The sequence below is a fragment of the Yersinia sp. 1652 StPb PI genome, assembly GCF_041538345.1.
In the GTDB taxonomy this organism is placed as follows: domain Bacteria; phylum Pseudomonadota; class Gammaproteobacteria; order Enterobacterales; family Enterobacteriaceae; genus Yersinia; species Yersinia enterocolitica_E.
Genome location: NZ_JAULSM010000001.1, coordinates 2,048,573 through 2,062,724 on the forward strand (window position 1 = coordinate 2,048,573; position 14,152 = coordinate 2,062,724).

Genomic DNA, 14,152 nt, shown 5'->3' on the forward strand with positions numbered 1-14,152 from the left:
ACCGGTTAATCCACTGTTTTGTATTATTAACCCTATTTGTTCAACCAAGGTTCAGGATTGCGGATAATAATGCGGCGGTGGGGGGCATCTGCCAATCGGATAACCCCGAATCAACGTTGGTTTGAAAAGAGAATAAAAAGATGCCAGAGAGGCTTGGCGACTCTGGCGCTAGTGCTAACGACAGAATAGTGCTAGCTGCCGCTTAGCATGGCAGACTCGATACGGCGCTGATTAAACTGCCAGTAAAGCCCGGCCAGCGTAATTACCCCAATAACGCCCAGCAGGAACCAGGGTAACTCCGGCATTTCCAGCGTTCGGCCAGTATCGTACATCCAGCCGCCACCGGTATAGCCTAATGCGCCGCCCAACGCCAGCCCCAGACGGCTAAAGCCCATATAGCTGCCACGTGCGCGCGAGTCGGCCAGCGAAGCCCCCAGGGTTTCACGTGCGGGTTCAGCGATAATTGAACCTGTATAGAAGAAGCAAATGAACATAAACAGTGTTTGCAGGTGGGAAATCAAGCCGATCGGAAACAGGCTTAATGTCATGATTAATAGCCCAAACATGAGGCGCTGTTCGAGGCGAAAACGTTTCTCGCTCCAGCGAGCAAGTGGGTAAAGCAATGTCAAAGAAAGCGCGGCCTCAATGGCGTACATCCATTTAACGGCAGCAGGAGACCCCGCAATCTCATTTACCACGATCGGCAGCATGAGCATCACCTGTACCGACAGCATGTAATAGCCTGTTAGCGTCAGGACATAAGTTACAAAGCGGCGATCACGTAGCACCCGCATTAAACCTTCTTTCATTGGCGCACGCACGGTGGAAATGCGATACGCGGGCAGCAACCAAAGGTTCCAGCCTGCCGCCAAAATGAAGATTACCGCGCCAGTCCAACAGACAAAATGGAAGTCGTATTGCAGCAACCAACTGCCGATTAATGCGCCGATCACCGCACCTGCACTGTCTTGCATCATCAGCAGGGAGTAAAAACGGCCACGTTCATGGGGGCGGGTTAATTTGATAACCAAAGCGGTACGCGGCGGATCAAATAGGGTGCCACCTAAGCCAGATAGCGCACATGCCAGCAGGAGTATCCAAGGTTCATCGGCCATTGCCATAAATGCAAAGCCCGCAGCCCGCATCAGCATACCGGTAACAATCATTGGCTTGGCACCGAAACGGTCGGCAATGGCACCACCAAAGATACCTAACCCTTGTTGGACAAGTTGCCTTAGTCCCAAGGCCAGGCCAACGAGCACCGCAGCCCAACCCAGTTGATCGACAAATCGGATAGAGATGAGTGGGAAGACAACGAAAAAACCCAACACAACTAATAAGTTATCAAGCAATAAAAAATACTTACCCAAGCTCCGAGCTTGCGATACCAAGGCCATGCTTCACCGTCAGAAATTAAATATGGAGGGAATAAAAACACGCTTATAGTTTGTACCCAAATTGATAGAAACGATAGGGGGTAGATTGATAATATTTTTTTATCGTCAATACGTTACCTCATCGATTATTCATAATAAAATGCTTATTCACCGCTTTAACCAGGTGATTTCATTGTGTCCTCGTGTGCAAAGTTTGCAAGGGCGGTTTTACGCAGGGTATGGGCAACAGGTATATTGAAGTAAAAGATTGTCGCTAAATTAAGTACAGAGTGCAGCCCAAGGGGAGCAGATGTTCGGCTATCATTCAGCAACACCTAAAATACGCCTGACGACGGACCGCATGTCATTGCGGTTGGTTCATGAACGTGATGCCTACCGCATGGCGGAGTATTATGCTGAAAATCAGGTACTTCTCAAACCATGGGAACCCGTGCGCGATCAAAGTCATTGCATGCCCTCCGGTTGGCAGGCGCGGCTGGGTATGATCATGGAGCTACAAAAGCAGGGGAGCGCCTACTACTTTATTCTGCTGGACCCAGAAGAGAAAGAAGTGCGCGGAGTGGCTAACTTTAGCAATGTACTGCGAGGTTCGTTCCATGCCTGTTTTCTGGGTTATTCATTAGGTGAGCGCTGGCAGGGCCAGGGTTTAATGTTTGAAGCGTTGCAGCCGCTGATTCGCTATATGCAGCGGCAGGAACGGATGCACCGTATCATGGCTAATTATATGCCGCACAATCATCGCAGTGGCAACTTACTGACACGCCTTGGATTTGAGCGTGAAGGTTACGCCAAGGATTATTTACTGATTGATGGTCAGTGGCGCGACCATGTGCTGACTGCTTTGACTAATAAAGAATGGACGCCAACTCGCTGAGGTCAGGATGAAACACAGTTTAAATGCACAGGAAGCCAGAGTTATTGGCTGTTTGCTAGAAAAACAAGTGACAACACCGGAGCAATATCCGATGTCGCTCAATGGCGTGACCGTCGCCTGTAACCAAAAAACCAACCGCGAACCGGTGATGGAGTTATCCGATTCGGAAGTCCAGCAGACACTGGATTTCTTGCTGAAAAAACACCTTATTCGCACCCAGAGCGGTAACCGAGTAATGAAGTACGAGCACCGTTTTTGCAACTCGGAATTTGGCAACCTAAAGTTCTCCCCTGCTGAGTTGGCGGTGATTACCACACTATTATTGCGTGGTGCACAAACACCGGGAGAGTTGCGTACTCGCACTAACCGGATGTATGAGTTTGCCGATGTTACTGAAACAGAAGAGGTATTGAACCAACTGGCCATCCGCGAAGATGGGCCATTTGTGGTGCGTTTAGCCCGTGAGCCGGGTAAACGTGAAAGCCGCTTTATGCATCTTTTAAGTGGTGATGTGGCCCCGGCCCCGGCCCCGGCCTCGGCAATAGCAGAGAGTGCTGAAGGGGAAAGCAGCGCCCTTGAGGAGAGAGTTGCCCAACTTGAACGGCAAGTGGCCGCACTGACACGTCGGTTGGATGAAGTATTGATTCAGTTGGATGATTAATAAGGATCCTATGAAAAAGCTACGTATTGGTATTGTCGGTTTGGGCGGTATTGCACAAAAGGCCTATTTACCTATTTTGACTCAAGCACGGGACTGGCAACTGGTTGGTGCGTTCTCCCCCAATCAAATCAAAGCACAACCTGTGTGTGACAGCTATCGGATGCGCTATTTTTCTCGATTAGATACGTTAGCTGCTGAATGCGATGCTATTTTTGTTCACAGCAGTACTGCCAGCCATTTTAAGGTGGTCAGTGAACTGTTGCAGGCCGGGATTCATGTTTATGTCGATAAGCCGCTGGCCGAAACACTCGAGCAATCCGAACAATTGATAGCACTGGCCGCGAAACGGCACTTGGCACTGATGGTCGGGTTTAACCGACGTTTTGCTCCGCTATACCAACAACTGAAACAACAAGTCATCCACCCGGCATCGCTGCGGATGGAGAAACATCGCCAGAACAGTGTGGGGCCGAATGATCTGCGCTTTACCTTGCTTGATGATTATCTGCATGTGGTGGATACCGCTCTGTGGCTTGGTGGCGAAGCGGCAAAGCTCCTGAGTGGAACGCTTCAGACAAATGCGTTGGGACAGATGCTGTATGCAGAACACCATTTTCAAGCGGGCAATGGTCTGATAACTACCAGTATGCACCGCCACGCAGGGACCCAGCGGGAAAGCGTGCAAGCCGTCAGTACGGCTGCCTGTTATCAGGTTAGTAATATGAGCCACTGGCAGCAGGAGTCGGATGGGCAGGTGATAAGTTTGCCGGTAGCCAGTTGGCAAACCACCTTAGACCTGCGAGGCTTTACCGGTGCAGTGCATCATTTTATTGATGCAGTCAGCAACCAAACGGCACCACAAGTTTCGGGCGACGAAGCTATTTATGCGCAGCGAATGATAGAGCAAATTTTACAGCAGGATACTGTTCAATAAGTCAATAATGCAGATCAAAATGGCGCAAAAAGCGGGCTAAGTCAGTAATTTGTTACACCTTGCGATGGATATTCATCGCCGGATACGTAGACTGGCGGCGGTGTTCACACCGTTTCAGGGGCACTTTAATTTCGGTACCTCAACCATTGGGTAGAAGCGACGCCTGCTAATTGCAGGCGTTGATATTTACGGCGAATTAAAAACAGATCGGAAAACAGATCAGAACCCCATATCAGACAACCTATGAATCTACTGAAATCACTGGCAGCCGTCAGTTCCATGACCATGTTTTCCCGCGTATTAGGCTTTGCCCGTGATGCGATAGTGGCGCGGGTTTTTGGTGCCGGGATGGCAACGGATGCCTTCTTTGTGGCATTTAAATTGCCTAATCTATTGCGGCGGATATTCGCGGAAGGGGCATTCTCACAGGCTTTTGTCCCCATACTGGCCGAATATAAAAGTCAACAGGGCGAGGAGGCAACCCGCACTTTCATTGCTTACGTCTCTGGTCTGTTAACGCTGATACTGGCGGTAGTGACCGTATTGGGGATGTTGGCCGCGCCTTGGGTGATTTTTATTACGGCTCCCGGCTTTACTGATACACCTGATAAGTTTGCGTTAACCTCCGCGCTGCTGCGAGTGACTTTCCCTTATATTCTGCTAATTTCGCTGGCCTCCTTAGTGGGGGCGATCCTTAATACCTGGAATCGTTTTTCTATTCCTGCTTTTGCGCCCACTTTCCTTAATATCAGCATGATAGGTTTTGCGCTGTTTGCCGCACCCTATTTCAATCCACCAGTCATGGCGCTGGCCTGGGCGGTGGTGGTCGGCGGGGTACTGCAATTAGGCTATCAGCTCCCTCATCTGAAGAAGATTGGTATGTTGGTGCTGCCACGGTTATCACTGCGTGATGCAGGGGTCTGGCGGGTTATGCGCCAAATGGGGCCGGCGATCCTCGGCGTGTCAGTCAGCCAAATCTCTTTGATTATTAACACCATTTTTGCTTCATTCTTGGTGTCAGGTTCCGTTTCCTGGATGTATTACGCTGACCGTTTGATGGAGTTTCCGTCGGGGGTGCTGGGTGTGGCGCTTGGCACGATTTTATTGCCCTCACTGGCAAAAAGTTTCTCCAGTGGCAATCATGATGAATATTCCCGACTAATGGATTGGGGACTAAGGTTATGTTTCCTATTGGCGTTGCCAAGTGCCGTTGCATTAGGGATTTTAGCTAAACCGTTGGTGGTGTCATTATTCCAATACGGTAAATTTAGTGCTTTTGATGCGGCAATGACGCAACGTGCGTTAGTGGCCTATTCCATTGGTTTAATGGGGCTGATTGTAGTGAAAGTGTTGGCACCCGGTTTTTACTCGCGTCAGAATATTAAAACGCCGGTGAAAATTGCTATTATCACACTGATATTGACCCAGGTAATGAACCTGATATTCATCGGGCCACTCAAGCATGCTGGGTTATCACTCTCTATTGGGTTGGGGGCTTGCCTTAATGCCAGCTTGTTATATTGGCAGCTCCGTAAACAGAAAATATTCCAGCCACAACCGGGTTGGGCCGTATTTCTAACCAAGCTGGTTATCGGTGTTGTGGTGATGTCGGCCGTGTTGCTGGGGCTGCTCTGGGTGATGCCTGCGTGGGATGTGGGGGGGATGGCCTATCGCTTGTTACGGTTGTCTGCTGTCGTTGCCGCCGGGGTGATTGCCTACTTTGCCGCGCTGGCATTACTCGGATTTAAAGTTCGGGATTTTGCCCGGAGAACGTCCTGAGTCAATCAAGATATAATTATATTTTAAATAAATAATCTAACCAAAGCCCCGATAACTTATTAGGGCTTTTTTTTATGTTTTAATACCTCATGTTTATTGCTTTACATAATGAAATTTTATTTCTATCAAATAAATGCACACAAATAGACTAATTACATTACTAATCAGGCTGTGTTGAATAAATCGAATTTTTGGCCGCAATCGGGATCAGATCACCACATTCCTGCCCCCTCTGGCGGTATCCCGTGGCAAAGCAAAAGTTCAAAATCACCAACTGGTACGCCTACAACAAGGTTCTCGTCAATCGGGGTTCACTGACATTTTGACTTGATGAGTCGGTCATCCAGGCCTGATACGGCGACCCAAAAACCTCTTCACGAGGGTGTCCACAACGTTATTCTGCATTAGCTATTTCCACTGTACTGATGCTCAAACGCGTCTTTCGACTCACACAACGTGCCGCTCAGGGCTTCATTGATTCCATTTTTACGTTAATGAAGCTCCCGCTTCGTTGCCCGGATTATTCCTGCGTCAGCAGACGAGCGAAGTCCGTCTGCACCCCTTTTAAAAACCCCTCACGCGGTGAGATTGCCCATCTCGTTATCGATTCCACCGGATTAAAAGTTTTCGGCGAAGGTGAGTGGAAGGTGAAAAAGCACCGCGTCTGGCGAAAATTGCACCTCGCCATGGACGCCGATACCCACGAGGTTATCTGTGCTGACCTATCACTGAACAACGTGACCGATGCGGCTATGGCGATGAGCCGTACATTGAACAAGAATGTGTCAGGCATTATTGCGCAAAAAATTGCTGATATTAAGGTGTCAGGAAAAACGACATTGATAGCCGCACAAATAAATAACGTGGAGAATAAAGTTATTACTAATATCAAAGAACTGCACGTGGGAAATATAAGTAATAGCTATCATCAGGGTGGGATTTTCAATTATTCAAGCGGGGAGTTTATGATACCCGACATCCCTGAGAGCAATTAGCGGTCGGTGATTTAATCTGCTGGCTGGTATTATAACAAAGGCACCCAAGGGTGCCTTTTCACTGATATAGCCGCTGCCCTGCATTTTACAGCGCAACGGCTTTAGATATAATCGCCCATTACATCCGTTCGACCGTCTGAATACCTAAAGTATCCAGACCTTGTTTTAGTGTTTTTGCGGTTAGCATCGCCAGTTTCAGGCGGCTTTGGCGGATCTCTTCACTTTCTGCATTGAGGATCTGACAGTGTTCGTAAAAGCTGGAGAATAAGCCTGCTAAATCATATAGGTATGAACACATCACATGTGGTGTGCCTTCACGGGCCACCGTAGTGATGACCTCTTCAAACTGCAACAGACGGGTAGCCAGTGCCGCTTCACGGTCCTCGGTGATAACCAATGGCAATGTCAGGTTGCTTTCATCAATACCGGCACGTTTAAATACTGAAACCACACGAGTATAGGCATATTGCATATAAGGTGCCGTGTTACCGTCCAGTGCCAGCATGTTATCCCAGTCGAAGATATAGTCAGTGGTACGGCTCTTAGACAAGTCGGCATATTTCACTGCACCAATACCGACGGCGTCCACCACCTGCTTTAGTTCATCTGCGGGCATATCGGGATTTTTCTCGGCAATCAATTTGCCGGCACGCTCGATAGCTTCATCCAGTAAATCGGCAAGCTTCACTGTGCCGCCGGAACGCGTCTTAAACGGCTTACCGTCTTTACCCAGCATCATGCCAAACATATGGTGCTCAAGTGGTACTGACTCAGGAACATAACCGGCTTTACGAACGATAGTCCAGGCCTGCATCAGATGCTGGTGCTGGCGGGTATCGATGTAATACAGCACGCGGTCTGCACCCAAGGTTTCATAGCGATATTTGGCACAAGCGATATCTGTGGTGGTGTAGAGGTAACCGCCATCTTTTTTCTGAATGATGACGCCCATTGGCTCACCATCTTTATTTTTATACTCATCCAGATAGACCACGGTTGCGCCTTCGCTTTCGACCGCCAGCCCTTTGGCTTTCAGATCAGCAACAATACCCGGCAACATGGCGTTATACAGGCTTTCACCCATGACATCATCTTTGGTCAGTGTGACATTCAACCGATCATAGGCAATCTGGTTTTGCGCCATGGTGATATCGACTAACTTGCGCCACATCTGGCGGCAATACTCGTCACCGCCTTGCAGTTTTACTACATAAGCGCGGGCGCGTTGGGCAAATGCTTCATCTTCGTCATAGGTTTTCTTGGCTTGCTGATAGAAAAGTTCCAGATCCGATAAGCCCATATCACTGGCATTTTCGTTCTGCATCTTTTCCAAATAGGCGATCAACATGCCGAACTGGGTTCCCCAGTCACCCACGTGGTTAGCGCGAATAACATTGTGTCCCAGAAACTCTAAAGTGCGCACCGCTGCATCGCCGATGATGGTTGAACGCAGGTGGCCGACATGCATCTGTTTGGCCACATTGGGGGCAGAGTAGTCAACGACAATAGTCTGTGGCTCAACGGGAGTAACTCCAAGCTTCGGCGCGGTCAATGCCTGCTCTACTTTGCTGGCAACCCATTGGCGGTCAAGAAATATATTGATAAAACCGGGGCCGGCAATCTCAACTTTGCTGGCAATACCTGAAAGATCAAGCAGCTCGATGACTTTTTCTGCCAGTTGCCTTGGTTGCATGCCAAGTTTTTTGGCAACGGCCATTACGCCATTAGCTTGATAATCGCCAAATTGAGCTTTAGCAGATTGGCGAACCTGAGCTTCGCTATCTGCTGGAGCACCTGCTGCAATCAGCGCCTGGCTGACTTTATCTGAGAGAAGAGCCTGAATATTCACCGGGTTACCTTAATTACGCACAAAAGACAGATTAATGACGCACAAGAAAATCTCTGTGCCAGTTAATTCAAACACGGCCAAAGCCTTTCACCACAAAAATGATGGGCGGCAGAGCCGTCTGGCAGAGGGTTAGTCACAAGATGGCAGGATTTATACCATATTTGACCCTCGGCGTCAGCATCAGGCCAGTGGTTGTCGCTAATCTCATGGCTAAATAGATTAACCGGTTATTTTATTAGCAATGGCGAATGCGAAAGAACAAAACGGTTAGATTAAATATGGCTGATTAGCGGTAATAACGGTAGATTATGGCCGCGTTACTGCCCGCAATAACAATTCAAAAGGAGAGCCGGATGCGTAGTCTGAAAGATATTGCCGAATTACAGGACTTATTTACTGACTTACCATGCTTTGAGCAAAAACTGGCTGGCTTCGCCACGCGATTGAATTTGGATTTAATGCAATTTAGCGCTGATCATATTTCGTTACGTTGCCACCAAGTCGAAACCGCGCAACGTTGGCGCAGTGGGTTAGCGCAGTGCGGTGATTTGATGTCCGAGACACTGATTAATGGTCGGGTGATTTGCCTGTTCGACTTGGCTCAACCTCTGGTGGTTGGGCCATGGCTGATCGATTGCGTGGAATTACCCTATCCGGGGAAAACACATTACCCCCATCAGGGATGGGAGCATATCGAGCTAGTCTTGCCGGGGGACCCGCATACCTTGAGGTCACGCGCTCGTGCTTTATTACCAGCCACATTACCGGAGGGTATCAGCGAGAAATTCAGTTCTCCACAAGGGGAACATGAGCGCTTAGCCAACCCGACACTGGCGGTGAGTGATGGTGAGATAACCATTAAGTTCCATCCCTATACTTTGCGGCAAATTATAGCCAGCGAGCAAAATATTTAACGTTAATGGGTTATTTATTTTGATAGCGACTTTCACTTATGGTTATCACTGTGACTGACATCTACTCATAGATTTAAAATGAGTGCCATAGTAAACGCTTAAGTATGTTTTATTAGTTTCTGTTTTTACTTGAGAGCGATCTTCGCTATTTATTCAACAGGTAAATTATTTAGTTCTTATTTATATGCCCGTAAGTAAGCGGGTATAGATACTGTCGCAGTGGCGTTCGTCAAACGGGAGAGAGAATGACTATATTGGAAATTTGTTGCTATAGCGTTGATTGCGCGCAGATAGCAGAAAAGGCAGGAGCCGACCGGATTGAATTGTGCTGCGGTCAGTCCGAAGGGGGCTTAACACCCAGCGTTGGTACATTAATGCAAGCCAATGAAACTGTTACTATTCCGGTGCATCCTATCGTAAGGCCTCGAGGCGGCGATTTTTGTTATAGCAATAATGATTTTGCAATCATCAAAAATGATATCGCGCGGATCCGTGATATGGGATTTGCGGGCGTAGTGGTTGGTGTACTGGATACCGACGGTCACATTGATATGCCACGGATGCGGGAGATAATGTCCATCAGTGGCCCATTGGCGGTCACTTTCCACCGGGCATTTGATATGTGCCAGAACCCAATGATTGCCTTACAGCAATTAACTGACCTGAATGTGGCGCGGATTTTAACCTCGGGCCAGCAGCCAAATGCTGAGCTGGGGTTGGCGTTATTAAAAGATTTGCTGGCTGCAACCCAGGATAAAGGGCCGGTTATCATGGCGGGCGCTGGGGTTCGTTTGACGAATATGCAAAAGTTTATTGATGCCGGTATCCGTGAGCTGCACAGCTCTGCCGGGCGGGCGGTCCCATCGACGATGAAATATCGCAAAGCGGGCGTCACTATGTGTGCAGACAGTGATGTTGATGAGTTTGCCCATTATTGTGTTGATGGTGATGTTGTTGAGGCAATGAAGAGTTTATTAGTGATGGGCCGCCCCCTCTCACAAAGTGCCTAGATCTTTCAACCGCGCTGCCAACCGTTGTACACTGCCCCGGCCAATTACGCCGGGGCAGTCTTATTATGGCTTACGCGCGATTAATACCGCTCGGAGGGGAGCAGGGTAGCCTTCCACCGTTTTACTCGGGTCATGTGGGTCAAGAAACTCGGCTAACGATTCGCTGGTCATCCAGTCAGTACGGCGTTGTTCATCGGTGGTGGTCACCGCCATATCAGCGATTCTGACATCGACAAACCCACACTTTTCCAACCAGGCTTTCAATGCCGGTGCCGATGGAATGAAATATACGTTGCGCATCTGAGCGTAACGGTCACCCGGGACTAACACCTGTTGGCTATCGCCTGCAACGACTAAGGTTTCAAGTACCAGTTCACCGTCGCTGACCAACTGATTTTTGAGCTGATAAAGGTGGTCCAAAGGTGAGCGACGATGATACAGCACCCCCATCGAGAATACGGTATCAAAGGCTGCCAGTTCCGGCAGCTGTTCGATACCCAGTGGCAACACATGCGCTCGCTGATCCCCCCCTAGCAGTTTACGAATAGCTTCAAATTGGCATAAAAACAGTTGCATTGGGTCGATACCGACGGCCAGATGGGCACCTTCGCCAATCATGCGCCACAAATGATAACCACTACCACAACCGACATCCAAAATGCTACGGCCAGCCAGTGGGCTGATATGGGGTAACACCCGTTGCCATTTCCAGTCAGAACGCCATTCAGTATCAATATCCAGCCCATATAGCGAGAATGGGCCTTTGCGCCACGGCATCAGCGCACGCAACATATTCTCCATCCCTTCCCGCTGGCCGGCAGAAATCGGGGGGGACATTTCTGCCCGTACCCCGTCACGCAAATCCAATGTGGTCGGTGTCAGTAACGGCAAATGCTCTACCGCATTAAACCAGGTTTTAAACTTGCCGTGTAACGACTCACGCTGCCAGGCACTGAGCTGAGCGGGCAGGGTATCTAACCATGGGCTTAACGGTCCTTTGGCAATCAGCCGGTAAAAATCGCCAAATTCAATCATTGCGCCTCTCCTGCTTTCAGGGCGATCAGTGAACCAAAGTTAAAGCATTGAAACCAGACTTCTGCGTGTTCAAAACCCGCCTGATGCAAGCGTTGTTTATGGGTTTCAACCGAGTCGGTTAACATGACGTTCTCCAGCATGCTGCGTTTCTGACTGATTTCCAGTTCGCTATAGCCATTAGCGCGCTTAAAATCGAGGTGCATATTGAACAGTAATTCGCCAATATCGTTATCTTCAAAATTGAATTTTTCGGATAACACCAGAGCACCTCCCGGGCGTAACCCTTGGTACACTTGGTTAAGTAGCCGCTGGCGATCTGCCGGTTCAAGGAATTGTAGAGTGAAGTTAAGCACCACCATGGAGGCATTTTCCAGCCGAATATCCAGAATATCGGACTCCACAACCTCCACCGGCGTTTCCGCCCGGAAAGCATCAAGATGGCGGCGACAACGTTCGACCATTGCTGGCGAGTTATCCACGGCAATAATTTTGCAACCTTCAGCCTTAATATTACGGCGCATTGACAGGGTGGCCGCACCCAGCGAGCAGCCGAGATCATAAATCTGGCTGTGAGGCTGCACAAAACGTTCCGCCAACATGCCTATCATCGAAATAATATTGGAGTAACCAGGGACCGATCGCTGGATCATATCGGGGAACACTTCAGCAACTTTTTCGTCGAAGGTCCAGTCACCTAACTTGGCAATAGGGGCAGCAAATAGGCTGTCACGCAGTGGCTCGATAGCCCCAGCCGGATGGCGTTGTGCGTCGTTTTGAGATTGAGTGTCGCGATTTGGCATGACTGTCATTGGCATTAACAAGAAATTTAAGGCGCATATTATAACAGAAAACCAAACGCATTAGCGTGATAATGCGTGAGAAGAGAGCGGATAGACACAGATGAGCGTGAAGGCGGTAGTCAGCCGCCCAAACTAATAGAACTCCGGCGATGGGGACCTCGCAACGGAACAAGCGATAAGCCTATCAGGTCAGACTGAAAATCTGATCCCAAGGCAAGTAGTAAATATTAGCTATAACCATTAATACCAAAGAAACATAGGTGGCGCTCATCCCGGAGCGACGCCAGCGAATTTCGCGATGGCGTAAACCATAATAATGCAGCAGGCGGCCAACTATCAGCATTAATCCACAGATATGGATCATCCACGTTTCAGCACCGTTCATCTCCATCATAATGAGCAAAATGACAGCAATAGGGATATATTCTACGGCGTTCCCATGTACCCGGATAGCGGTTTGTAATTCATAAAAACCGCCGTCGCCATAAGCTACCCGGTACTGGTTTCTCAATTTAACCACATCAAATGAAAGCTTTATCAATAACAGTGCGCCCAACACGACATAAAGCGAGCTAACCATTTTCAACTCCATTGCCCAACCATAGACTGGCGGAATAATGATAACCGCCTGTTGGGTCACTGTCGCTAGAAAAATCGATGGATTGTCATTTCTTGAGGTTCAGTTTAGTGTTTGGAAAGATGAGCTTAAAACAACGTCACTTGTTCAGGCCAGTCAGGTGCGGTTACTAGCGTCGGTATGCGTGCTGCCAACTGTTGCCATAGCTTTTGCGCTTGCTGCGGCGAGTCGCTGTTATCTGGTGTGTGAATGAATAAATAAGGCTGATATTGCTGTTCCCACAGTGGCAGTCTTTGTAACCATGGCGAAAATAGAGCCAAATTATCATCTATTTGGTCGCCACCAATAAATCGCACCAAGGGGTGACTGCCAGTGACGACGGCATGAACAGGGAGGCGGGGTTTCTTGCTTTGTGCATCCCGTACGGCCGCAGTTGCTGGTTTGGCGGCATGAATAGCGCGGCTATCTAATATTACCCGATTGATTGACCGTTGGTGCAAACCTTGATTGAGCGCCAACTCAGCAGCACCTTTGGCAAAAAACTCAGGATGACGCACTTCGACCCCATAATTGAAGCCTGCGGGCAATTTATCGAGAAATTGCCACAAATGGTTCAACGCATTAGGCCCAAATGCAGCGGGCAACTGTAACCACAACTGGCCAATGCGTTCATGCAGTGGGGCCAAACAGTGATAAAAAGCCTGTAGATCTTGCTCACATTCGCGCAAAGCCGCCTGATGGCTAATCGTCGAGGGGAATTTAAAGCAAAAGCGGAAACTGTCCGGCGTCATATCACGCCAGCGCTGTACTATTTCCAGCCGTGGCAATGCATAAAACGTGGTATTCCCTTCAACACAATTAAAGTAGCGGCTATAGTCAGCTAAATCCTTAATACCCAGCCGGTTCCAGGTTGGGTGTTGCCATTGCGGCAGTCCGATATACATATTTTACCCTTCTTACTTGGCGCTACAGCGTTGTTAGCTGCACTCATTCACCCGAATCACTGACTAATGTCAGCTCATCGAGATTCATTCATTTGCTGCCTAGCTGTAACACCAATTAATTTGGGTAAACTTTTCTTAGTTGGTACTACTGCGTTGTTAGCTGCACTCATTACTCGGCCCATCCATGGGCCTCACCTCTGCGAGGCCGCTGCAAGCAGCGTTCAAATCTGCTCCCGGCAAATTTGTCACCCGAATCACTGACTAATGTCAGCTCATCGAGATTAATGAGCCTCATACTGAGGCTCACCCTGCGGGCTAGCATAAATGCTGTTCAAATCGATTCCCGACCGATTTGTCATTCATTTGCTGCCTAGCTGTAACAC

At 48.8% G+C, this 14,152-nt stretch carries 12 protein-coding genes and 1 pseudogene; 7 read left to right on the top strand and 6 right to left on the bottom strand.

Annotated features, from left to right (window positions below):
- Positions 1-191 precede the first annotated feature (191 nt).
- Positions 192-1,397 (bottom strand): multidrug efflux MFS transporter MdtH, encoded by a 1,206-nt coding sequence (mdtH, locus tag Q2T71_RS09480; RefSeq protein WP_083159016.1) that lies wholly within the window; start codon positions 1,395-1,397, stop codon positions 192-194.
- Between the two features lie 289 nt (positions 1,398-1,686).
- On the opposite strand from mdtH, the gene rimJ reads away from it, so the two are divergent.
- The 5 genes and pseudogenes from rimJ to Q2T71_RS09505 all read left to right on the top strand — a co-directional run.
- The gene (gene rimJ, locus Q2T71_RS09485) at positions 1,687-2,271 is read left to right on the top strand and encodes a ribosomal protein S5-alanine N-acetyltransferase (RefSeq protein WP_372558909.1); all 585 of its coding nucleotides are present in this window, start codon (positions 1,687-1,689) and stop codon (positions 2,269-2,271) included.
- Between the two features lie 7 nt (positions 2,272-2,278).
- Entirely contained in the window at positions 2,279-2,932 is a 654-nt protein-coding gene (locus tag Q2T71_RS09490; RefSeq protein ID WP_372558910.1) for a DUF480 domain-containing protein, read from the top strand.
- Positions 2,925-3,866, top strand: coding sequence for a Gfo/Idh/MocA family protein (locus Q2T71_RS09495; protein WP_372558911.1), 942 nt, complete (start codon positions 2,925-2,927; stop codon positions 3,864-3,866). Before Q2T71_RS09490 ends, Q2T71_RS09495 begins: the two co-directional genes overlap by 8 nt.
- Positions 3,867-4,109: 243 nt before the next feature.
- Positions 4,110-5,645: a murein biosynthesis integral membrane protein MurJ gene (gene murJ / locus Q2T71_RS09500; protein WP_372558912.1), complete on the top strand. Its 1,536-nt coding sequence runs from the start codon at positions 4,110-4,112 to the stop codon at positions 5,643-5,645.
- Between the two features lie 245 nt (positions 5,646-5,890).
- Positions 5,891-6,394, top strand: a pseudogene (locus Q2T71_RS09505) (IS5 family transposase); the annotation flags it as partial.
- Between the two features lie 364 nt (positions 6,395-6,758).
- Here the strand turns inward: Q2T71_RS09505 and argS are convergent.
- The gene (argS, locus tag Q2T71_RS09510; protein WP_372558913.1) at positions 6,759-8,489 is read right to left on the bottom strand and encodes an arginine--tRNA ligase; all 1,731 of its coding nucleotides are present in this window, start codon (positions 8,487-8,489) and stop codon (positions 6,759-6,761) included.
- A 353-nt stretch (positions 8,490-8,842) separates the two neighbouring features.
- Here argS and Q2T71_RS09515 point away from each other — a divergent pair, with 353 nt between their 5' ends.
- Positions 8,843-9,403, top strand: coding sequence for a VOC family protein (locus Q2T71_RS09515; RefSeq protein WP_372558914.1), 561 nt, complete (start codon positions 8,843-8,845; stop codon positions 9,401-9,403).
- Positions 9,404-9,648: 245 nt separating this feature from the next.
- Complete coding sequence (gene cutC, locus Q2T71_RS09520; protein WP_083159007.1) at positions 9,649-10,413, top strand: copper homeostasis protein CutC; 765 nt, start codon at positions 9,649-9,651, stop codon at positions 10,411-10,413.
- Positions 10,414-10,476: 63 nt separating this feature from the next.
- Here the strand turns inward: cutC and cmoB are convergent, their stop codons facing one another.
- The 4 genes from cmoB to Q2T71_RS09540 form a co-directional block, all read right to left on the bottom strand.
- Complete coding sequence (gene cmoB / locus Q2T71_RS09525; protein WP_372558915.1) at positions 10,477-11,448, bottom strand: tRNA 5-methoxyuridine(34)/uridine 5-oxyacetic acid(34) synthase CmoB; 972 nt, start codon at positions 11,446-11,448, stop codon at positions 10,477-10,479.
- Positions 11,445-12,248, bottom strand: a complete 804-nt coding sequence (cmoA, locus tag Q2T71_RS09530; RefSeq protein WP_102970419.1) for a carboxy-S-adenosyl-L-methionine synthase CmoA — start codon at positions 12,246-12,248, stop codon at positions 11,445-11,447. The genes cmoB and cmoA overlap by 4 nt, the downstream gene beginning before the upstream one ends.
- 184 nt (positions 12,249-12,432) lie before the next feature.
- On the bottom strand, positions 12,433-12,828 hold the full coding sequence (locus Q2T71_RS09535) for an MAPEG family protein (RefSeq protein ID WP_083163679.1): 396 nt from the start codon (positions 12,826-12,828) through the stop codon (positions 12,433-12,435).
- Positions 12,829-12,953: 125 nt separating this feature from the next.
- Positions 12,954-13,769, bottom strand: a complete 816-nt coding sequence (locus Q2T71_RS09540; RefSeq protein ID WP_372558916.1) for a DUF72 domain-containing protein — start codon at positions 13,767-13,769, stop codon at positions 12,954-12,956.
- Between the last annotated feature and the right edge of the window lie 383 nt (positions 13,770-14,152).

What these genes read in the sequence shown, in the direction of transcription:
- Q2T71_RS09495 (WP_372558911.1), top strand. Translation starts at nt 2,925, where the DNA reads ATGATTAATAAGGATCCTATGAAAAAGCTACGTATTGGTATTGTCGGT.
- cmoB (WP_372558915.1), bottom strand. Translation starts at nt 11,448, where the DNA reads ATGATTGAATTTGGCGATTTTTACCGGCTGATTGCCAAAGGACCGTTA.
- Q2T71_RS09490 (WP_372558910.1), top strand. Translation starts at nt 2,279, where the DNA reads ATGAAACACAGTTTAAATGCACAGGAAGCCAGAGTTATTGGCTGTTTG.
- rimJ (WP_372558909.1), top strand. Translation starts at nt 1,687, where the DNA reads ATGTTCGGCTATCATTCAGCAACACCTAAAATACGCCTGACGACGGAC.
- Q2T71_RS09515 (WP_372558914.1), top strand. Translation starts at nt 8,843, where the DNA reads ATGCGTAGTCTGAAAGATATTGCCGAATTACAGGACTTATTTACTGAC.
- cmoA (WP_102970419.1), bottom strand. Translation starts at nt 12,248, where the DNA reads ATGCCAAATCGCGACACTCAATCTCAAAACGACGCACAACGCCATCCG.
- Q2T71_RS09535 (WP_083163679.1), bottom strand. Translation starts at nt 12,828, where the DNA reads ATGGTTAGCTCGCTTTATGTCGTGTTGGGCGCACTGTTATTGATAAAG.
- cutC (WP_083159007.1), top strand. Translation starts at nt 9,649, where the DNA reads ATGACTATATTGGAAATTTGTTGCTATAGCGTTGATTGCGCGCAGATA.
- murJ (WP_372558912.1), top strand. Translation starts at nt 4,110, where the DNA reads ATGAATCTACTGAAATCACTGGCAGCCGTCAGTTCCATGACCATGTTT.
- Q2T71_RS09540 (WP_372558916.1), bottom strand. Translation starts at nt 13,769, where the DNA reads ATGTATATCGGACTGCCGCAATGGCAACACCCAACCTGGAACCGGCTG.
- mdtH (WP_083159016.1), bottom strand. Translation starts at nt 1,397, where the DNA reads ATGGCCTTGGTATCGCAAGCTCGGAGCTTGGGTAAGTATTTTTTATTG.